This window comes from Pseudomonas sp. CFBP 13711 (genome assembly GCF_014842265.1).
Classification (GTDB): Bacteria; Pseudomonadota; Gammaproteobacteria; order Pseudomonadales; family Pseudomonadaceae; genus Aquipseudomonas.
Window position 1 is genome coordinate 271,058 of the sequence record NZ_JACYVI010000005.1, and the last position, 20,490, is coordinate 291,547.

The window sequence follows — 20,490 nt, forward strand, 5'->3', positions numbered from 1 at the left end:
ATGGAAACGCGCGCAGATCTGCTGATTGTCGGGGCCGGAATGGTGGGGAGCGCGCTTGCACTGGCGCTGCGCGACAGTGGGCTGAACATCCTCGTGGTGGATGGTGGTCCTCTGACGGTCAAGCCGTTCGTGGCCGACGCGCCATTCGAGGCGCGGGTCAGCGCGCTGTCCATCGCCAGTCAGCGCATTCTCGAGCGGCTAGGCGTCTGGGACGGCATCGTTGCGCGGCGAGTCAGCCCCTACAGCGACATGCACGTGTGGGATGGCAGCGGCACGGGCAAGGTGCATTTTTCTGCCTCCAGCGTTCACGCCGAAGTGCTTGGGCATATCGTTGAAAACCGCGTGGTGCAGGATGCGCTGGTCGAACGCTTGCATGACAGCAACATCGGTTTGTTGGCCGATGCGCGTCTGGAGCAGATGCGTCACTCCGGCGATGACTGGCTGCTGACCCTGTCCGACGGCCGCACATTGCGCGCGCCGCTGGTAGTCGCGGCCGATGGCGCCAACTCGACCGTGCGGCGCATGACGGGCACCGCGACGCGGGAATGGGACTACCTGCATCACGCCATTGTGACGAGCGTGCGCACGGCGGACTCCCACCGCAAAACCGCCTGGCAGCGCTTTACTGACGACGGCCCGCTGGCCTTTTTGCCGCTGGACCGAGAGGGTGAGCATTGGTGCTCCATCGTCTGGTCGGTGACACCGGAGCAATCCGAGCGGTTGATGAAGCTCGATGACGAACGCTTCTGCCGTGAGCTGGAGAATGCGTTCGAAGGCTGTCTCGGGCAGGTGATCTCGGCTGATTCGCGGGTTTGCGTCCCGCTGCGGCAACGCCATGCCAAGCGCTATGTGGCGCCGGGCCTTGCGCTGATCGGCGACGCCGCACACACCATCCATCCATTGGCGGGGCAGGGCGTCAACCTGGGCTTTCTCGACGCGGCGGTGCTCGCCGAAGTGCTGCGCGGTGCGGTCGGGCGCGGAGAGCGTCTGGCCGATGAGCGTGTGTTGAGCCGTTACGAGCGTCGGCGCATGCCGCATAACCTGGCGTTGATGGCGGCGATGGAAGGCTTCGAGCGGCTGTTCCAGGCCGATGCGCTGCCGGTTCGTTTGCTGCGCAATGCCGGGCTGAAGATGGTCGATCATTCGGCAGAAGCCAAAGCATTGTTCGTGCGTCAGGCGTTGGGGCTGACCGGGGACCTCCCCGAGTTGGCGAAGCTCTGACGGCACAGCGCTTTCTGTCCGCGCGCTTCACTGTGGGACCGGCTTTAGCCGGGAAAGCGCCATTTGCTACGCCGGGAATCTGATGGCGTTGAAGCTGGCCTCTTCCCGGCTAAAGCCGGTCCCACTGAAACCGCGCGCGTTCAGGGGGGTCACCGCCAGCACTCCGCAACATCCGGTAACGGCTCAATCCTGACTTCGGTTGAGATGGTAGATGCGATTCACTACCATTTCGCCTCGTTTTTCCCCTCTCTCGAATCAGGAGAACCTGCATGCAGGCGAGCAAGCGTCTTTTGGCTGCCCTGGCTTTAACCGTGCTCGGCAGCACCGCCCAGGCCGCAGATGAAGTGGTGGTGTATTCCTCCCGAATCGACGAGCTGATCAAACCGGTGTTCGATGCCTACACCGCCAAGACCGGTGTGAAGGTCAAGTTCATCACCGACAAGGAAGCCCCGCTGATGCAGCGCATCAAGGCCGAGGGCCAGAACGCAACGGCTGACCTGCTGCTCACTGTCGACGCAGGCAACCTCTGGCAAGCGGAACAGATGGGTATCCTGCAGCCGTTCACTTCGCCGGTCATCGACGCGAATATTCCCCCGCAATACCGCTCTTCCACTCACAGTTGGACCGGCCTGAGCCTGCGCGCGCGGACCATCGCCTACTCCACCGATCGCGTCAAACCTGAAGAACTCACCACCTACGAAGCGCTGGCCGACAAACAGTGGGAAGGACGTCTTTGCCTGCGTACCGCCAAGAAGGTCTACAACCAGTCGCTGACCGCCACGCTGATCGAAACCCACGGCGCCGAGGCGTCTGAAAAGATTCTCAGGGGCTGGGTGAACAACCTCTCGACCGACGTGTTTTCCGATGACATCGCGGTGCTGGAAGCCATCAATGCCGGCCAATGCGACGTCGGCATCGTCAATACTTACTACTACGGTCGCTTGCACAAGGACAATCCGGACCTTGCCGTGCGCTTGTTCTGGCCCAATCAGTCGGATCGCGGCGTGCACGTCAATCTTTCCGGCATTGGCCTGACCAAGTACGCGCCCCATGCCGACGCCGCCAAGGCGTTGGTGGAATGGATGACGGGCCCCGAAGCCCAGACGATATTCGCCGGCACCAACCAGGAATTCCCGGCCAACCCGAAAGTCGCACCGTCCGAAGAAGTGGCGAGCTGGGGCGCATTCAAGGCGGACACAATCCCGGTTGAAGTGGCCGGTCGGCGGCAGGCCGAGGCGATTCGCATGATGGACCGTGCTGGCTGGAACTGATCTCTCGCAAAAGAAGCCCGGATTAACGCCGGTTTTGCATTTTGGTGAAGATCCTGTGGGAGTGAGCTTGCTCACGAAGACGGCATTTCAATCGCTGGAGATCTAGCGGATGTGCCGGCCTCTTCGCGAGCAAGGTGGAGCGCCACCCCGGTCGCTCCCCCCGAGGGCTTCGGCAACCCGCAACCCTCCATGAGTAACCCCTTTGGCCCATTCCCCCCAGCGTCGCTGGTACCCCCTGGTTTTCACCATCGCCGCGCTGGTGCTTCTGCCGTTGAGCGTGCTGATGTTCTCCTGGCAAACCGTCGATCAGCAGATCTGGTCCCACCTCTGGGAAACCCAGATGCCACGGTTGCTTGGCAACACCCTGACGCTGGTGCTCGGCGTCGGGCTGGGCGTTACGGTCTTGGGCGTGAGTCTCGCGTGGCTGACGGCGCTGTGTGAGTTCCCGGGGCGGCGCTGGCTCGACTGGGCGCTGATGCTGCCGTTTGCCATCCCGGCGTATGTGCTGGCGTTTGTCTTTGTGGGATTGCTGGATTTCGCAGGGCCGGTGCAGACGCTGTTGCGCGAGTGGTTCGGTTCCGGTCTGCGTCTGCCGCGAGTGCGGTCAACCGGTGGCGTGATCATCGTGCTGGTGCTGGTGTTTTATCCCTACGTGTACCTGTTGGCGCGTACGGCATTTCTCGCCCAGGGCAAAGGCCTGATGGAGGCCGCCCGCATTTTGGGGCAGTCGCCGTGGCAAGCGTTCTGGCGCGTGGCACTGCCCATGGCGAGGCCGGCAATCGGTGCCGGTGTCGCGTTGGCGTTGATGGAAACCCTGGCTGATTTCGGCGCGGTGTCGGTGTTCAACTTCGACACCTTCACCACCGCGATCTACAAAACCTGGTACGGCTTCTTTAGCCTGTCGAGCGCCGCGCAACTGGCGAGCCTGCTGCTGCTGGCCGTCATGGTCCTGTTGTACGGCGAGCATCGCGCACGGGGGGCGAGCCGGCCGAGCAACGAGCGTCCGAGGGTCAAGGCGCTGTATCACCTGCACGGCATCAAAGCCGCCGCCGCCAGCACATGGTGTGGACTGGTGTTCGCCTGCGCGTTCGTGGTGCCGCTGTTGCAGTTGATTGTCTGGGTCTGGCAGCGCGGGCGTTTCGACCTCGACGAGCGCTACGCCGGGTTGATCCTGCACACGCTTTATCTGGGCGGCATCGCTGCGCTGGTCACGGTGTGCGTCGCGATGATTCTCGTGTTTGCCCGGCGTCTCGCCCCCACTCGCGCCATCCGCTCGGGCGTCAGCCTCGCCAACATCGGCTACGCGCTGCCCGGCTCTGTGCTGGCGGTGTCGATCATGTTGGCGTTCAGTTATCTCGACCGGGAACTGGTCGTGCCCTTATCCACCTGGATGGGCGGTGCTGGCCGGCCGCTTTTGCTGGGCAGCCTGGGGGCGCTCGTGCTTGCGTACCTGGTGCGCTTCATTGCGGTCGCCTACGGGCCGCTCGAGAACAGCCTGTCGCGCATTCGCCCTTCATTGCCCGAAGCCGCTCGCAGTCTGGGGGTCAGTGGGCCACGATTGTTTTTCAGGATTTATCTGCCGCTGCTCATACCCGGCACGTTGAGCGCTGCGCTGCTGGTCTTCGTCGACGTCCTCAAGGAAATGCCCGCCACGCTGCTCATGCGCCCGTTTGGCTGGGACACGCTGGCCGTGCGCATCTTCGAAATGACCAGTGAAGGCGAGTGGGCGCGTGCGGCTCTGCCTGCACTGACGTTGGTACTGGTCGGGCTGCTCCCGGTCATCGGTTTGATCAGACGTTCGGCTAAGCCGATTGGTTAGGTGCGGGGTCCCAACCTTGCGGCTACAATGCGCCGCAATCGACTCGGTCTGTCAGACAATTCCACAAATTAGCAACGGCTCCAAACCCCAATTCACGGGGGATTTGCGGGATTGCCAGTGACCGCGTCTTCGCCACGCCCGGAAGGAGAAACCCATGGGACAGCGTACGCCCCTCTTTGACCTGCACCTCGCGCTCGGCGCGAAGCTGGTCGATTTTGGTGGTTGGGACATGCCCTTGCACTACGGATCGCAGGTCGAGGAGCACCATCAGGTGCGCCGGGATTGCGGGATTTTCGACGTGTCGCACATGCATGTGCTCGATGTATCCGGCAGCCAGGCCAAGCCTTGGCTGCAACATCTGCTGGCCAACGACGTCGGCAGGTTGCAACAGACCGGGCAGGCGCTTTACAGCGCGATGCTCGACACCCACGGCGGTATCGTCGACGACATGATCGTCTACCTGACCGACGAGGGTTATCGACTGGTGGTCAACGCCGCCACCGGCGACAAGGATCTGGCCTGGATGAACGCCAACCTTGCCGGCTACGACGTGCGCGTCAGGCATCGCTCGGAGCTGGCCATGCTCGCCATTCAGGGGCCAAACGCCCGGCAGAAGATCGGCGAACTGGTCAATCAGGAACGCACCGCGCTCATCCACACCCTCAGACCCTTCGAAGGCCAGCAGGAAGGCGGCTGGTTCATTGCCCGCACAGGTTATACCGGTGAAGACGGCCTGGAGATCATCCTGCCCGCCACCGAAGCCTGCAGTTTTTTCAACGACATGGTCGGTGCCGGCATCTCGCCTATCGGTCTGGGCGCCCGCGATACGCTGCGGCTGGAAGCGGGCATGAATCTGTACGGTCAGGAAATCGACGAGCAGGTTTCGCCGCTGGTTTCCAACATGGCCTGGACGGTGGCGTGGACGCCTGAAGACCGAACGTTCATCGGGCGTGCAGCACTCGAAGCAGAGCGCGCGCGAGGCATCTCCTCAAGACTTGTAGGGCTGGTCCTCGAAGAGCGGGGCGTTTTACGCGCTCATCAGGTCGTCCGAATAGCGGAAGTTGGCGAAGGAGAGATCACCAGTGGTAGTTTCTCTCCTACGCTAAGCAAGTCGATCGCGCTGGCGCGAGTGCCGATGGCCACCGCTGACCGTGCCGAGGTGGAAATCCGGGGCAAGTGGTACCCGGTTCGAGTGGTTCGACCCGCATTCGTGCGTCACGGCAAGGCCCTGATATAACCCTGATTTGAAAGCCATCCCTGGCGGGTTTTTCCGCTGACCTGATGAAGTAGAGAGGATAAGAACATGAGCACTATTCCCGCCGAACTGCGTTTTGCCGAGAGCCACGAGTGGGCGAAGCAAGAGGGTGATCTGATCGTTGTCGGTATTTCCGATCATGCGCAGGAAGCGCTGGGTGACGTGGTGTTCGTCGAGCTGCCTGAGGTGGGTAAGGTTTTCGCGGCCCCAGGTGATCAGGCCGGTGTCGTCGAGTCGGTAAAGGCTGCGTCTGACATCTACTCGCCCGTGGCGGGCGAAGTCGTCGAGGTCAACGAGGCGCTGGCTGATGGCCCAGAGGCATTGAACGAGGCGCCATACGCGTCGTGGATCTTCAAGGTCAAGCCAGCCAATGCCGCAGACCTGGGCAAGCTGCTTGATGCAGCCGGCTACAAGGCACTGATCGGCGAATAAGCCCATCGGTCAGGCACAAAAAAGCCGCTCAAGTGAGCGGCTTTTTATTGGGAGCGAGATTGGCATTATGCCGCCAACCCGTCTCGACAGGTCTGACTTATTGCTCGGCAACCAGGTTCTTCGCCAGGATGGCGTTCGCCAGGTCCATGTCCGATGCCTTGAGGGCCGGGTTATCCTTGCGCACCTGATCCATGGCGGCTTCCAGGTATGGGCCACGGATTTCGCCGTTGCTGGCGACGAAGCTGCCAGCGTCATCTTGTGCAGCGACGATCAGCTTGTGGTGCCGGAAGGTGAGGTAGGTGGAACCGGTTGTGGCACCAGACGAAAGTACGTCCCGCAGAAAACCGTCGGCCATTGCTGAACCGACCGGCAGGGAAAGCAAAGCTAACGTGGCTACAGCAAGTTTAAGACGCATGACGGGTACTCCGATGTTGGTTTGTTCTGAAACGATTTGATACGCCATCTCGCGTTCTAGTTCCCCATGCGCAGGGCTTCATAGCGCAACGACCTGCTAAGTCGTCTCGTCCGGGCGTTGATCAACGTTCGGAGGGTCATGGTTAATGACGGTGGGAAGTTGATCGGGCAGAGTACGGTGACTGCAATCTGCGCGGCTTCTGTGTTTGATCGGAACAACAGCTGGCGCAGCCCATCGAGATTCAAGCCGCAAAAACAATAGGAGGGCGTCATGGCTGTTCTGGAAAGTTTTCGTCTCGACGGCAGGGTGGCGCTGATCACCGGCTCCAGCGCAGGCATCGGTCTGGCGATTGCCCGGGGTCTGGCCGAAGCAGGCGCCACGGTCGTGCTCAACGGCCGCAACGCCGAGACGCTGCAATCGTCCGCTCAAGCCCTGATCGCGGAGGGGCATGCAGTTCACACGCAGAGTTTTGATGTGACGGACAGCAAGGCGGTCGCCGTTGCGGTTCAGGAAATCGAAGAACGCGTTGGGCCGCTGGAAATCCTGGTCAACAACGCCGGCATCCAACGGCGCGGGCCGCTGGCGGAGTTCGCCGAGGCGGACTGGCACGAGCTGATGCGTACCAACCTGGACAGCGCCTTCTTCGTGGGTCAGGCCGTCGCGCGCTGCATGATCCCCCGTGGGCGCGGGCGCATCATCAACATCTGTTCGGTGCAGAGCGAGCTGGGCCGACCGGGTATTGCGCCGTATACCGCGAGCAAGGGCGCGCTGAAGATGCTGACCAAAGGCATGGCGATCGACTGGGGCCCGTTCGGTCTCAACGTCAACGGGATCGGGCCGGGCTACTTCAAGACCGAGCTCAACGCTGCGCTGGTGGCCAACACCGAATTCAGCGACTGGCTGGTGCAACGCACGCCGAGCCGTCGTTGGGGCGAAGTGTCGGAGCTGGCGGGCGCGGCGGTGTTTCTCGCCTCGGACGCGGCCAGCTTCGTCAACGGCCACATCCTTTACGTCGACGGTGCCATCACGGCATCGCTGTAATCCGGAGAATGACCATGCAAGCGATTGTCTGCCATGCCGCGAAAGACCTGCGTGTCGAGCCCGGTAACGAAGCGTTGTCGTTGTATGCCGGCCAGTTGCGTGTTCGCGTTGCTCGCGGCGGTATCTGCGGCTCGGATCTTCACTACTACCAGCACGGCGGATTCGGTGCCGTTCGGCTGAAAGAGCCGATGGTCCTCGGCCATGAAATTTCGGCAGTCATCGAGGAAGTCGGCGACGCCCAGATCGCTTTCAGCGTCGGGCAACGGATTTCCGTGTCGCCGTCACGGCCGTGCGGAGGCTGCAAATATTGTCACGAAGGCCTGCTCAACCATTGCCTGAACATGCGTTTTTACGGGAGCGCGATGCCGTTTCCGCACATTCAGGGCGCCTTCCGGGAGCACTTGGTGATCGAATCGAACCAGGCCCATGTGCTGGCGCCGACCACGACGCTGGCTGAAGGCGCCATGGCCGAGCCCCTGTCGGTCGGGCTTCACGCGATCCAGCGCGCCGGCGGCGTGTTCGGCAAGCGCGTCCTGGTGACCGGCTGCGGCCCGATAGGCAACTTGCTGATCGGCAGCCTGCGCGCGGCGGGTGCGTTGCAGATTGTTGCCGCAGATCTGAGCGACAGCGCGTTGGCCTGCGCGCGCCGCATGGGTGCCAGCGAAACCCACAATCTGCGCGACGAGCCCGAAGCACTGGCGCGCTATACCGCTGACAAGGGTTATTTCGACGTGATGTTCGAGGCCTCCGGCAGTGCGCAAGCCCTGCGCGATGGCCTGACCTGCATGCGACCGCGTGGGGTTGTGGTGACAGTCGGGCTCGGTGGCGATGTGGCAATTCCGCTGAACCTGGTGGTGGGCAAGGAAATCGACCTGCGCGGTACCTTTCGCTTCCATCCCGAATTCGCCCAGGCGGTGGACTTGCTCAATCGCAAGGTGATCGACGTGACCCCGGTGATCTCCCACACCCTCGCGTTTCAGGACGCGGTCCAGGCGTTCGAGCTGGCTGGGGACAAGCAGCAAGCGATGAAAGTCGTGCTGGATTTCGGGGTGCCGGACCAGTAACTAACGCTGCTCGCTCTGCGGTGTCACGCGTAGCACCTCTTCAACCGTCGTCAGCCCCGCCGCGACCTTTTGCGCACCGGACAACCGCAGGCTGCGCATGCCGTCCTTGAAGCCCTGGCGACGCAACGCCGTCAGGTCCAGGTCCGCCGTGATCAGCGACTTCACAGCGTCGGACATCAGCATGATCTCGTACACCCCCGCACGCCCGCGATAACCCGTGTCACGGCATTCCGCGCAACCCACTGCCCGGTGCGCGCCGCTTGGCACGGGCGCCTGCCAAGGCCGCGTCAGGGTTTGCCAGTCGACCTCATCCATTTCGATCGGCGCCTTGCAGTGCGGGCACAACGTCCGTACCAGACGTTGCGCCATCACGCCGAGGATCGTCGCCTTGAGCAGATAATGCGGGACGCCCAGCTCCAGCAGACGGCTGATGGCGCTGGGCGCGTCGTTGGTGTGCAGCGTCGACAGCACCAAGTGACCGGTCAACGCCGCCTGAATCGCCATTTCTGCGGTTTCCAGGTCGCGAATCTCGCCGATCATGATGATGTCCGGGTCTTGCCGCATCAGCGCGCGGACGCCGCTGGCAAAGGTCAGGTCGATGTTGTGCTGCACCTGCATCTGGTTGAACGCCGGCTCCACCATCTCGATCGGGTCCTCGATGGTGCAGAGGTTCACTTCCGAGGTCGCCAGCATCTTCAGGGTCGTGTACAGCGTGGTGGTCTTGCCGGAACCGGTCGGGCCGGTCACCAGAATGATGCCGTTGGGCTGCCGGGTCATGCCCTCCCAGCGACGCAGGTCATCGCCGGAGAATCCGAGCTGGTCGAAGTCCTTGAGCAGCACCTCCGGGTCAAAAATCCGCATGACCATTTTTTCGCCGAAGGCAGTGGGCAGCGTCGACAACCGCAGCTCCACTTCGCCACCGTCAGGCGTCTTGGTCTTCACCCGGCCGTCCTGCGGCTTGCGCTTCTCGGCCACGTTCATCCGGCCCAGGCTTTTCAGACGGCTGGTGACAGCCATCGCCACTTGCGGCGGGAATTGATACACGTTGTGCAGCACGCCGTCGATGCGGAAACGGACGGTACCGGCTTCACGGCGGGGCTCGATGTGAATATCGCTCGCCCGCTGCTGGTACGCGTACTGGAACAGCCAGTCGACGATATTGACGATGTGCGCGTCGTTGGCGTCCGGCTCCTGATCGCTGGCGCCGAGCTTGAGCAACTGTTCGAAGTTGCCCATGTTGCTGATTTTCTGATCGCTGGCGCTTGCGCCGCTGACCGATTTCGCCAGCCGATAAAACTCGACGGCCAGTTTCTGCACGTCGACAGGATTGGCGACGACGCGCTTGATCGGCATCTTCAGTACGTGGGTCAGGTCGGCTTCCCACGCACTCACGTAAGGCTGCGCGCTGGCGATGGTCACCGCATCGCGATCAACGTCCACCGCGAGAATCTTGTGGCGCTGGGCAAAGGCGTAGGACATCAACGGGGTCACGGCGGCGACGTTGATCTTCAGAGGGTCGATGCGCAGGTACGGCTGGCCGGCTTGCTCAGCCAGCCAGGCGGTCAGGGTTTCGAGGTCGAGTTTCTTGCCGGGCCGCTTGTGGTTGTCGAACTGCTGGGTGGCGATGAGTTCGAGCGGGTGGGCGTGGAGATTCTGCGCGGCTCGGCGCAGCGTGAGCGCATATTCGGCGTTGTCCTGATCGAGGTATCCCTGGGCGACGAGGTCACGCAGTACTTCGTTCAGATCCAGCCAGCGGTCCTGAGATGATGAGGCGAGGACGGACATGCGGGCTCCTTGGTACGAGACGGCTTACTTCGGTGTTGAGCAAGAGTAGTCCCAAGCGTGCCAGTTGTTGCGCCCTGCCGGTAGCGAAGCGTTGCCAATATTTTCGGAGCACTCAACTGGCGGCGAGTGAGACGGCCTCGGTTACGACGTGCAAATCGCCCATGGGTTCAAGTTCGACCGAGCAAACGCTGACGAGGTTGCGCATTTTTTCACCAATCACCTGAGCGCGGTGCCACGTCATGCCACTCACCTCAACGCTCACCATCAGCATGCCTTCCTGCTGCAGCACGCTGACCTGTTGGGGAATCAGGTACTGCATCGCGAACAGGTTGAGCAGCCGGCAGAGTACGTCAGCTTCCGCTTCGGCAAGGATTTGGTATCGCGACAGGCCGTGAGCGTTGCTGACCGACCAGACGTCGTGGCGAAACGGAGCAGGGCTGACGGTTTCGAAATGTGGCATGGGATACCTCCTGACAATCTCGTCGTTGCAATGGCGTTGAATGGCAGAAAGTTTTACACGCTGAAAAAGAAATTACTGGTCGAAGACGGGCTGTATTAGTCTCATCGAGAATTGTCTATGTTCAGCAATCTTATTTCGGGAATTGATTATGCGGATTGAGCTGGATGCCTACGATCGGAAGATTCTGGCGCTCCTGCAGGAGGATGCGTCGCTGTCCAGCGCGCAGATCGCCGAGCAGGTCGGCCTGTCGCAGTCGCCTTGCTGGCGGCGCATTCAGAGGCTCAAGGATGAAGGCGTGATTCGGCGGCAGGTGACACTGCTGGATCGCAAGAAAATCGGCCTGAACACGCAGATATTTGCCGAGGTAAAACTCAACGCCCACGGTCGCTCCAATTTCACCGAATTCACCGAAGCGATCCGTGGCTTTCCCGAAGTGCTGGAGTGTTATGTGCTGATGGGGTCGGTAGACTTTTTGCTGCGCATCGTCACGCCGGACATCGAAGCGTACGAGCGATTCTTCTTCGAAAAGCTCTCGCTGGTGCCCGGGATTCAGGAAGTGAATTCGACAGTGGCGCTGTCGGAAATCAAATCAACGACGAGCTTGCCGATCAACAGATAGGGTGCCAATCCCGCGCTGCGTGCATTTAGTGGGACCGGCTTCAGCCGGGAAAGCGTAGGTAGGCACACCACAAAAATTGAGGGGCGGCCACTGGCCTCTTCCCGGCTGAAGCCGGTCCTACGAAACAGCGTCAGCCGGTCTGCCAACCGCGCCAGCCGTCCCATCCATACGGCGTCTTACAATTTCAACAATGTCTTCCACGCCCGGCTTTGCAGGACGGTGATGGTTTGCTGGACGCGGGCATCGAGGATTTCATCGGTGATGTCCAGATGCGCCAGTTGTTCGAGCTTGTTCAGCTCGCCGTACAAGCGATCCAGCTCAGGCAGGTCGAGGGCCTGGCGGGCGTAATGCAGCCACACCTGAATGCGCTCGATGCGTGGCAACTGCTCGGCCAGATCTTCCGGCTGCTGCTGATAGCGCGGCAGGTTCAGCGCGGTCGCCTCATCACCGAGGAAACGCGGCACCCAACTGCTGAGCATTGCGTGGCCCTGACGATTGCCACGGTTGTTGCGCTCGACCGTCCAGCTGCGCGCCATCAACCAGCGCGACGTGGTCAGCGAGAACAGGCCCCAACGGGTGTCCTGCAGCTCTTCGATGAACTGCTCATGGGCAGCGGCGCGTACATCGCCATCTTCCTGGCCGGCGAGCACCAGCGTGCGCCAGTCTTCCAGCAAGGCGTCCAGCGCGGCACGCAGGTCATGGGTCGTGGCACGCGGAGCGGCTTGACCGAGGCTGCCGGCCAGCGCGCGCAGTTCAGCGAGCACTTCGACCCACTCCTGCAACAGGCTCCAGTGACCGTTGAAACGGTATTGCTCGGCCAGACGCTGGCTGCTGCCGAGCAGGAACCGGGCGATGGCGCTGAACGCGTCGTCTACCGAGAGTTCGCCATGCAGCTCGGGCGTTGGCAATTTGATGGAGTAGCTGCTGGCGTCGAACAGACGATAGCCACGTTCGGCCTTGCTGATATCACAGGGCATCAGCGGCAGTTTCTCGGCCAGTTCTGCGGCCAGTTCCAGCAACGCGGCAGGATCACCTTCGCGCAATTCCAGTTCCAGCTCGCAGATTTCTTCCTGCTGCTTGCCGGCGACCACCTTGCCCAGGTCCAGCGCTGCCTCGATCACCACCTTGGACTTGCCACGGCCCCAGGCGATTTCCGCTTTTTCGCGGACGAAATCAGTGGTGAACACCGGTTTGATGGTTTTCTTGTCCAGATCCGCCAGTTGCTCGGGCCAGCATTCGCCGTCGAGCTTCTTCAGGTCCAGCTTGGCTTTGGGCACATCCCAGTTGTATTCGTTACGCTCGGACAGGCCTGCGACACTCTGGCCGCGAGTCTTGAGGGTCTGAATGATGGCGTCGCCGTCGCGGCGCAGGCGCAGCGCAACTTTGGCATGGGCCAGCTCACGCTCGGGGGTGTCGAAGTACTGATTGAACAGCTCCAACCGCTCCCAGCCACCTTTGTTGCGTTTCTTCAGCAACGGGTGCTCGCGCAGGGCTATGAGGGTTTCGCGGCTGACGCGGAGTTTGATTTCGGTTTCTTTCTGCATGGCCGGAGAATCCAAACGCTCTATCGCTGATAACAGGGGTCGCAGCCGGAATCGACACAGCTGCGTGGGCCGTGCAGTGTACAGGACATCAACCGTGACAGTTTATTCATGCGGGGCAATCGACCTATGATGGTCCGCGTGTCGCACCCCATCACCGGAGTCGCCTATGCCGTTGCCGTCCATGAAAGACCAGTTCGCTGCCCTGATCGCCGCGCCGTCTGTGAGCTGTACGCAGCCTGCGCTCGACCAGTCCAATCGCGCCGTCATTGATCTGCTGGCAAGCTGGTTGGGCGACCTGGGTTTTGCCTGCGACATCCAGCAGGTGAGCCCCGGCAAGTTCAATCTGCTGGCCACTTTCGGCACCGGCCCCGGCGGGTTGGTGCTGGCGGGCCACAGCGATACGGTTCCTTACGACGATGCTTTGTGGAAGACCGATCCACTGAAGCTGACCGAAGTTGACGGCAACTGGGTAGGACTGGGCAGCTGCGACATGAAGGGCTTCTTCGCCTTGGCCATCGAAGCGCTGCAGCCACTGCTCGATCAGCCGTTCAAGCAGCCGCTGATCATCCTCGCGACCTGCGACGAAGAAAGCTCAATGGCCGGATCCAAGGCATTGGCGGCGGCGGGCGGTGTGCTGGGACGCGCAGCAGTTATTGGCGAGCCGACCCGTCTCAAGCCGGTCCGCCTGCACAAAGGCGTGATGATGGAGCGCATAGAGATTCTCGGCCGCAGCGGTCACTCCTCGGACCCGAGCCTGGGGCGCAGCGCCCTTGAAGCCATGTACGACGCCATCGGCGAGCTGAAAGGCCTGCGCCGACAGTGGCAGGAGCAATACCGCAATCCGCAGTTCAGCGTACCGCAACCGACCCTGAACTTCGGCTGCATCCATGGCGGCGACAACCCGAACCGGATCTGCGGGCAGTGCTCGCTGGAGTTTGACCTGCGCCCGCTGCCGGGCATGGACCCTGAAGTGCTGCGTGCCGCGATTCGGCAGAAACTGCAGCCCGTCGCCGAGCTGCATCAGGTGCAGATCGACTATGCGCCGCTGTTTTCGGAAGTGTCGCCCTTTGAAGAAAGCGCCGATGCGGAACTGGTGCGAATCGCAGAGCGTCTGACCGGTCATACGGCCGAAGCGGTGGCATTTGGCACCGAAGCGCCTTATCTTCAGCGCCTTGGTTGCGAAACCATCGTGATGGGGCCAGGGGACATTGCCTGTGCGCACCAGCCCGGTGAATATCTTGAAATGTTACGTTTGCAGCCTACAGTGCGTCTGTTACGTCAATTGATCGAACATTACTGCCTGGCTACCCCTTGAGTGCGCCCACGTGCTGCTGGAGTCAGGCCCTGTCTAAGAATGATCCGAAAAGGAGAGTACGCGTGTTGCGATGCCTGTTCCGACGATAAAGCTCATGCCGTCTTGAGTGTTTCTACCCTTCGTCCATCCACTACAGGCTCCTTTCGGATATGCCCGATTACGTCAATTGGCTCCGCCACGCGTCTCCCTACATCAATGCCCACCGGGATTGCACCTTCGTCGTCATGCTTCCGGGCGATGGCGTCGAGCACCCGAACTTCGGCAACATCGTCCACGACCTTGTGTTGCTGCACAGCCTTGGCGTGCGCCTCGTACTGGTTTACGGCTCCCGCCCGCAGATCGAGAGCCGCCTGCAAGCGCGCGGCCTGACGCCGCATTTCCATCACGACATGCGCGTGACCGATTTCGCCACGCTCGAATGCGTGATCGACGCCGTTGGCGCCCTGCGCATTGCCATCGAAGCGCGTCTGTCGATGGACATGGCTGCTTCACCGATGCAGGGCTCGCGGTTGCGCGTGACGGGTGGCAACTTTGTCACGGCGCGTCCGATCGGCGTCCTTGAAGGCGTCGATTTCCAGCACACCGGCGAAGTGCGCCGCATCGACCGCAAGGGCATAAGCCGTCTGCTCGACGAGCGCTCCATCGTGCTGCTGTCGCCGTTGGGGTATTCGCCCACTGGCGAGATCTTCAACCTGGCCTGTGAAGACGTTGCGACGCGCGCGGCCATTGATCTGGGTGCGGAAAAGCTGCTGCTGTTTGGTGCCGAGTCAGGCTTGCTGGACGAGCAGGGCCGATTGGTCCGCGAGTTGCGTCCGCAACAGGTTCCCGCGCACCTTCAGCGCTTGGGCAGCAACTACCAGGCGGAGCTGCTGGATGCGGCGGCTCAGGCCTGTCGCGGCGGTGTGGCGCGCAGTCACATTGTCAGCTACGCCGAAGACGGCGCGCTGCTCTCCGAGCTGTTTACACGCACGGGCGGCGGCACACTGGTGGCGCAGGAGCAATTCGAACTGGTGCGCGAAGCGTCGATTGGCGACGTTGGCGGGCTGATGGACCTCATCACGCCGCTGGAAGAGCAGGGGATTCTCGTGCGTCGTTCGCGGGAAGTGCTGGAGCGTGAAATCGAGCAGTTCAGCGTGGTCGAGCGCGAGGGCCTGATCATCGCCTGCGCAGCGCTGTATCCGATTGCCGATTCCGAAGCGGGTGAGCTGGCGTGTCTGGCAGTGAACCCCGAGTATCGCCACGGTGGGCGCGGCGATGAGCTGCTTGAGCGCATTGAAGAACGCGCCCGGGCGCTGGGGCTGAAAACCCTGTTCGTCCTTACGACGCGTACTGCGCACTGGTTCCAGGAGCGCGGTTTCGAGGCCAGCAGCGTTGACCGCCTGCCGAGCGCCCGTGCGTCGCTGTACAACTATCAGCGTAATTCGAAGATTTTCGAGAAGGCGATTTAAGCGAAGTGCGCAAGGGTCTGCCGCTTTCGCGAGCAGACCCTTGTTACAACATGTTGAGCAGCATAGCGTCAGTTGCTGATCGCCAGAATGCTCGCCTGATACGCACCCACAAACGTATCGAAATCCACTTTCTCTTCGGTTTGTTCCAGCTCCGCCTGCTGAGCCAGGGACTCGCGCGCCTTGCTTTCGAAGTGCGTCTGGTCCTCGGCACTCAGCGGATTACTGCGGAAATGATCAGCGTGAACCTGCGACTGGCGCAGCGAGAAAGCCGTGAAGCCTTCCTTGTGCTCGGTCATCGCCGCCAGCACTTGTGCCGAAGGCGTCAGAGAGGCGTCCGCCACTTTCGCGCGCTGAACCTCCAGCGACTTGACGTGCTGATCTGTGCCCTGGCTGGCGTCGAGCAGTTCACAGATCGGCCTGATCGTGTCCAGCATCTCGTTGGCCCAGACTTTCAGGTCGATCGTCGTGTCGTTGCGGTTCAGTTGCAGGCCGGGACGACGACCTTCCTTGACCACGGTCAGGAAGTTCGTGCTGGCGTTGCCGCACTCGTTGTTCGCCAATTGCGGGCTGTCGTGCAGCGCGCAGTACAGAATGAACGCATCAATGAAGCGCGATTGCTGAAGGTCGATGCCCACTGGCAGGAACGGATTGATGTCCAGGCAGCGGACTTCCACGTACTGCACGCCGCGCGCGACGAGCGCCTGGATCGGGCGTTCGCCGGAATAGGTGACGCGTTTCGGGCGGATCGTTGAGTAGTACTCGTTCTCGATCTGCAGCACGTTGGTGTTGAGCTGAATCCACTCACCATCCTTGTGCGTGCCGATTTCGACGTAGGGCGCGTAGGGCGTCGCCACCGCACGACGCAGGCTGTCGGTGTAGGTCAGCAGATCGTTGTAGCAAGGTGTCAGGTCCGCTTGGGCATTGCTCTGATAACCCAGATCGCTCATCCGCAGGCTGGTGGCGTAAGGCAGGTACAGCGTTTCGGCGTCGAACTGCTCAAGCTGATGCGAACGGCCGCGCAGGAAGCTGGCGTCCAGCGCCGGCGACGCGCCGAACAGGTACATCAGCAGCCAGCTGTAACGGCGGAAGTTGCGAATCAGGCCGATGTAGCTCTCCGACTGGAAATCGCGGTCATCGCCTTCGAATTTCGCGTCCTGCTTGAGCACGGGCCAGATAGCTTCTGGCAAGGAGAAGTTGTAATGAATGCCGGCGATGCACTGCATGGTCTTGCCGTAACGCAAGGCAAGGCCCTGACGGTACACGTACTTGAGCTTGCCGATGTTGGACGTGCCGTAATAGGCGATCGGGATATCTGCCTCAGCCGGCAGCGGGCACGGCATCGAAGGGCTCCAGATGTACTCGCTGCCCAGTTTGCTGTACGCGAAGCGGTGAATCTTATCCAGGCTTTCCAGCGTGTCAGCCGGGTTGGCCAGGGCCGGAGTGATGAACTCCAGCAGCGACTCGGAGTAATCGGTGGTGATTTGCTCGTTGGTCAGCGCCGCGCCCAGTGCTTCCGGATGCGGGGTTTGCGCCAGACGGCCTTCGCCCGTAACGCGCAGGCATTCACGCTCGATGCCGTGCAAGCACTTCTCCAGAAGGGAGAGGTTGGAGTGCTCGCCAAGCAGAGTCAGGCGGCGGTTGAGAAGTTCGCTCAAGTTGGAATCCTTCACGCGTCAGTCGGCCCTATATGGGGGCGATATGGCGGTCTACAAGGGTGAAGAAAGGAACTGGCGTTTTCGCCTCGTCGATGGCCCTAACGCCGATGCCCGTCGCTGATCGTTCCTACAAGGAAATCAGAAAATTTCGACACTGCTGAACAGTGCCGAAATTAACTCATAACGCTATCGGACAGCTAGACGATCGCGAACGTGCCCTGCGCTTTGGCAACCAGCTTGTCGTTCTGGCGAACGTCGGCTTCGACCACCAGCGTTCGGCGTCCTGCATGCAGCACCGTGCTGGTGCAGATGACTTCGCCCTCGGCCACGGCGCGCATGTAATTGATTTTGCATTCCACGGTAACGCTTTGCTTGTCGAAGCCGTGGGCGCTGGAGCAGGCCAGGCCCATGGTGATGTCGACCAGGCTGAACAGCGCGCCGCCATGCATGACGTTGCCGCGATTGCGCAGGTGTGGCTCCAGCGGCAACGCCACCACGGCAACGCCTTCGTCCAGTTTCACTACCCGGCAGCCGAGCGTCTTGAAATAGGCGCTCTGAGTCAGTTCGTCAGGGATATCCATCAGCGCTTCTTCAGTTGCTTGGCGTTGGCGAACAGCGACGCCATCGGGTTATTGCTCGGCGCCGGGGTCGAGGCTTCCTTGCGAGGGGTATTGCTTTGCTGCTGACGCGGCGCTGCTCCCGGACGGGCTCCGCGAGCGCCGTCGACTTTCTCGCCCGGCGTGTCGCTCATGCGCATCGACAGACCGACGCGCTTGCGCGGGATGTCCACTTCCATCACCCTGACCTTCACCACGTCGCCGGCTTTGACCGCCTCGCGAGGGTCCTTGATGAACTTCTCCGACAGCGCGGAGATGTGCACCAAACCGTCCTGATGCACGCCGATATCAACGAATGCGCCAAAGTTGGTGACGTTTGTGACAACGCCTTCCAGGATCATGCCCGGCTGAAGATCTTTCAAGTCTTCAACGCCGTCCTGGAACTCAGCGGTCTTGAACCCCGGACGTGGATCGCGGCCCGGTTTTTCCAGCTCTTGAAGGATGTCGGTGACGGTTGGCAGGCCGAAGGTTTCGTCGGTGAATTTTTTCGGATCGAGACGCTTCAGGAAGGCAGCGTCGCCGATCAGCGAACGGATGTCGCGATCGGTCTGGGCGGCGATGCGCTGCACCAACGGGTACGCCTCAGGGTGAACGGCTGACGAATCCAGCGGGTTGTCGCCGTTCATGACCCGCAGAAAGCCTGCGGCCTGTTCGAAGGTCTTCTCGCCCAGACGCGGGACTTTCTTCAGCGCCGCACGGGTCTTGAACGCGCCGTTCTGGTCGCGGTGGGCAACGATGTTCTGCGCCAGGGTGGTGTTCAAGCCGGAAATCCGAGCGAGCAGGGCGACGGATGCGGTGTTCACGTCCACACCCACGGCGTTCACGCAGTCTTCCACCACCGCGTCGAGGCCGCGGGCCAGTTTGAGCTGCGACACGTCATGCTGGTATTGGCCGACGCCGATGGATTTCGGGTCGATTTTCACCAGTTCGGCGAGGGGGTCCTGCAAGCGGCGTGCGATGGAGACGGCGCCACGGATCGAAACGTCGAGGTCCGGGAATTCCTTGGCGGCGAGTTCCGACGCCGAGTACACCGAAGCGCCCGCTTCAGAGACCATGACTTTGGTCATCTTCAAGCCTGGATACTTTTTGATCAGATCGCCGGCCAGCTTGTCAGTCTCGCGGCTGGCGGTACCGTTGCCGATCGCGATCAGGTCAACCGAATGCTTGGCGCACAGGGCCGCGAGCACGGCGATGGTCTGATCCCACTGGTTTTTCGGTACATGGGGGTAGACCGTGGCGTAGTCCAGCAGCTTGCCGGTGCTGTCGACCACGGCGACCTTGCAACCGGTGCGCAGGCCCGGATCGAGGCCCAGCGTGGCGCGTGGTCCCGCCGGTGCGGCCAGCAACAGATCGTGCAGGTTGTGAGCGAATACGTTGATCGCTTCGGTTTCGGCACCTTCGCGTAGCTCGCCGAGCAGGTCGGTTTCGAGACTGGAGTACAGCTTGACCTTCCAGGTCCAGCGCACGACTTCGGCCAGCCACTTGTCCGCAGGACGGTTCTGATTCTGCAGGCCAAAGCGCTCGCTGATCATCATTTCGCACGGGTGCAGGGTGCCGGGCAGCTCTTCGCCGACTTTCAGCGCCGAGCTCAGCACGCCCTCGTTGCGACCCCGGAAGATCGCCAGCGCACGGTGCGACGGCATGCTCTTGAGCGGCTCGTCGTGTTCGAAGTAATCGCGGAACTTGGCGCCTTCTTCCTCTTTACCCGGTACCACACGGGCACTGATCACGGCTTCGTGCTTGAGGAAACTGCGCAGCTTCTCCAGCAGCGTCGCGTCTTCGGCGAAGCGCTCCATCAGAATGTATTTGGCGCCTTCGAGCACGGCCTTGACGTCGGCGAAGCCTTTTTCGGCATCGACGAAGCGCGAAGCTTCGGTTTCCGGGGTCAGGGTTGGATCATTGAAGATGCCGTCGGCCAGCTCACCCAGGCCGGCTTCCAGTGCGATCTGGCCTTTGGTGCGGCGCTTCTGCTTGTACGGCAGGTACAAGTCTTCAAGGCGGGTCTTGGTGTCGGCGAGCTTGATCTCGCGCGCCAGTTCAGGGGTCAGCTTGCCTTGCTCTTCGATGCTGGCAAGGATGCTGATGCGGCGCTCGTCGAGTTCGCGCAGGTAGCGCAGGCGCTCTTCCAGATGACGCAGTTGCGTGTCATCGAGGCTGCCAGTGACTTCCTTGCGGTAACGAGCGATGAAAGGCACCGTTGAGCCTTCATCCAGTAGCGCGACGGCCGCTTCGACCTGTTGCGGGCGGACGCCGAGTTCCTCGGCGATGCGGCTGTTGATACTGTCCATAAAACCACCTGGCAAATGTGTGTGCATTAAATCAGCGGCTGGCGAACCGCCTTGAACGAGCGTTGCCTGACCTTGAAGGCGGCGCATTATACCCAGTGAGCCCTGAATAGGGGATCGGCCCGTCGATACGCCGGTTTCAGCCCGCGCAGCCGCGGCGAATCGCCCTCAAGTGACTGAGCGAGAGCACCCATGTGGATTCAGGAAAAATCTGCTAACAATGCACACGGTGCGCATAACTGCA

At 61.6% G+C, this 20,490-nt stretch carries 17 protein-coding genes; 10 read left to right on the forward strand and 7 right to left on the reverse strand.

All coding sequences use genetic code 11. The features are described 5' to 3' along the window. The 5 genes from IFT47_RS12230 (at nucleotide 1) to gcvH (ending at nucleotide 5,998) form a co-directional block, all read left to right on the forward strand. Nucleotides 1-1,221 (forward strand): 2-octaprenyl-3-methyl-6-methoxy-1,4-benzoquinol hydroxylase, encoded by a 1,221-nt coding sequence (locus IFT47_RS12230; RefSeq protein WP_192171360.1) that lies wholly within the window; start codon nucleotides 1-3, stop codon nucleotides 1,219-1,221. Nucleotides 1,222-1,490: 269 nt separating this feature from the next. Further along, a complete protein-coding gene (locus tag IFT47_RS12235) occupies nucleotides 1,491-2,492 on the forward strand; it encodes an extracellular solute-binding protein (protein ID WP_192171359.1) in 1,002 nt (333 codons plus the stop codon). 202 nt (nucleotides 2,493-2,694) lie between these two features. After that, complete coding sequence (locus IFT47_RS12240; RefSeq protein ID WP_192171358.1) at nucleotides 2,695-4,311, forward strand: ABC transporter permease; 1,617 nt, start codon at nucleotides 2,695-2,697, stop codon at nucleotides 4,309-4,311. A 154-nt stretch (nucleotides 4,312-4,465) separates the two neighbouring features. After that, nucleotides 4,466-5,548, forward strand: a complete 1,083-nt coding sequence (gene gcvT / locus IFT47_RS12245) for a glycine cleavage system aminomethyltransferase GcvT (RefSeq protein WP_192171357.1) — start codon at nucleotides 4,466-4,468, stop codon at nucleotides 5,546-5,548. Nucleotides 5,549-5,614: 66 nt separating this feature from the next. Continuing rightward, on the forward strand, nucleotides 5,615-5,998 hold the full coding sequence (gcvH, locus tag IFT47_RS12250; RefSeq protein ID WP_192171356.1) for a glycine cleavage system protein GcvH: 384 nt from the start codon (nucleotides 5,615-5,617) through the stop codon (nucleotides 5,996-5,998). Between the two features lie 97 nt (nucleotides 5,999-6,095). Here the strand turns inward: gcvH and IFT47_RS12255 are convergent, their stop codons facing one another. Continuing rightward, the gene (locus tag IFT47_RS12255; protein ID WP_065987516.1) at nucleotides 6,096-6,413 is read right to left on the reverse strand and encodes a DUF2388 domain-containing protein; all 318 of its coding nucleotides are present in this window, start codon (nucleotides 6,411-6,413) and stop codon (nucleotides 6,096-6,098) included. Nucleotides 6,414-6,683: 270 nt separating this feature from the next. Between IFT47_RS12255 and IFT47_RS12260 the strand changes: the two genes are divergently transcribed. Together IFT47_RS12260 and IFT47_RS12265 are read left to right on the forward strand one after the other, a co-directional pair. After that, nucleotides 6,684-7,454 carry a glucose 1-dehydrogenase gene (locus tag IFT47_RS12260; RefSeq protein ID WP_192171355.1) on the forward strand — a complete coding sequence of 257 codons (771 nt, stop codon included), beginning with the start codon at nucleotides 6,684-6,686 and terminating at the stop codon, nucleotides 7,452-7,454. A gap of 14 nt (nucleotides 7,455-7,468) precedes the next feature. Beyond that, nucleotides 7,469-8,518 (forward strand): L-idonate 5-dehydrogenase, encoded by a 1,050-nt coding sequence (locus tag IFT47_RS12265; RefSeq protein ID WP_192171354.1) that lies wholly within the window; start codon nucleotides 7,469-7,471, stop codon nucleotides 8,516-8,518. Here the strand turns inward: IFT47_RS12265 and IFT47_RS12270 are convergent, their stop codons facing one another. Together IFT47_RS12270 and IFT47_RS12275 are read right to left on the reverse strand one after the other, a co-directional pair. Next, complete coding sequence (locus tag IFT47_RS12270; RefSeq protein ID WP_192171353.1) at nucleotides 8,519-10,303, reverse strand: GspE/PulE family protein; 1,785 nt, start codon at nucleotides 10,301-10,303, stop codon at nucleotides 8,519-8,521. It abuts the gene before it with no gap. A gap of 112 nt (nucleotides 10,304-10,415) precedes the next feature. Next, nucleotides 10,416-10,763 (reverse strand): hypothetical protein, encoded by a 348-nt coding sequence (locus IFT47_RS12275; RefSeq protein ID WP_192171352.1) that lies wholly within the window; start codon nucleotides 10,761-10,763, stop codon nucleotides 10,416-10,418. Nucleotides 10,764-10,911: 148 nt separating this feature from the next. Here IFT47_RS12275 and IFT47_RS12280 point away from each other — a divergent pair, with 148 nt between their 5' ends. Next, nucleotides 10,912-11,382 (forward strand): Lrp/AsnC family transcriptional regulator, encoded by a 471-nt coding sequence (locus tag IFT47_RS12280; RefSeq protein ID WP_192171351.1) that lies wholly within the window; start codon nucleotides 10,912-10,914, stop codon nucleotides 11,380-11,382. A 176-nt stretch (nucleotides 11,383-11,558) separates the two neighbouring features. On the opposite strand, the gene IFT47_RS12285 is transcribed toward IFT47_RS12280, so the two are convergent. Beyond that, nucleotides 11,559-12,926 (reverse strand): CYTH domain-containing protein, encoded by a 1,368-nt coding sequence (locus tag IFT47_RS12285; protein WP_192171350.1) that lies wholly within the window; start codon nucleotides 12,924-12,926, stop codon nucleotides 11,559-11,561. Between the two features lie 166 nt (nucleotides 12,927-13,092). Between IFT47_RS12285 and argE the strand changes: the two genes are divergently transcribed. Beyond that, nucleotides 13,093-14,241, forward strand: coding sequence for an acetylornithine deacetylase (gene argE / locus IFT47_RS12290; protein WP_192171349.1), 1,149 nt, complete (start codon nucleotides 13,093-13,095; stop codon nucleotides 14,239-14,241). Between the two features lie 149 nt (nucleotides 14,242-14,390). Beyond that, nucleotides 14,391-15,689, forward strand: a complete 1,299-nt coding sequence (argA, locus tag IFT47_RS12295) for an amino-acid N-acetyltransferase (RefSeq protein ID WP_192171348.1) — start codon at nucleotides 14,391-14,393, stop codon at nucleotides 15,687-15,689. Nucleotides 15,690-15,757: 68 nt separating this feature from the next. Here the strand turns inward: argA and gshA are convergent, their stop codons facing one another. The 3 genes from gshA to IFT47_RS12310 form a co-directional block, all read right to left on the reverse strand. Next, entirely contained in the window at nucleotides 15,758-17,344 is a 1,587-nt protein-coding gene (gene gshA / locus IFT47_RS12300) for a glutamate--cysteine ligase (RefSeq protein ID WP_192171347.1), read from the reverse strand. Between the two features lie 197 nt (nucleotides 17,345-17,541). Continuing rightward, nucleotides 17,542-17,925: a PaaI family thioesterase gene (locus IFT47_RS12305; RefSeq protein ID WP_192171346.1), complete on the reverse strand. Its 384-nt coding sequence runs from the start codon at nucleotides 17,923-17,925 to the stop codon at nucleotides 17,542-17,544. Further along, nucleotides 17,925-20,249: a Tex family protein gene (locus tag IFT47_RS12310; protein ID WP_192171345.1), complete on the reverse strand. Its 2,325-nt coding sequence runs from the start codon at nucleotides 20,247-20,249 to the stop codon at nucleotides 17,925-17,927. The genes IFT47_RS12305 and IFT47_RS12310 overlap by 1 nt, the downstream gene beginning before the upstream one ends. Nucleotides 20,250-20,490: the final 241 nt, after the last annotated feature.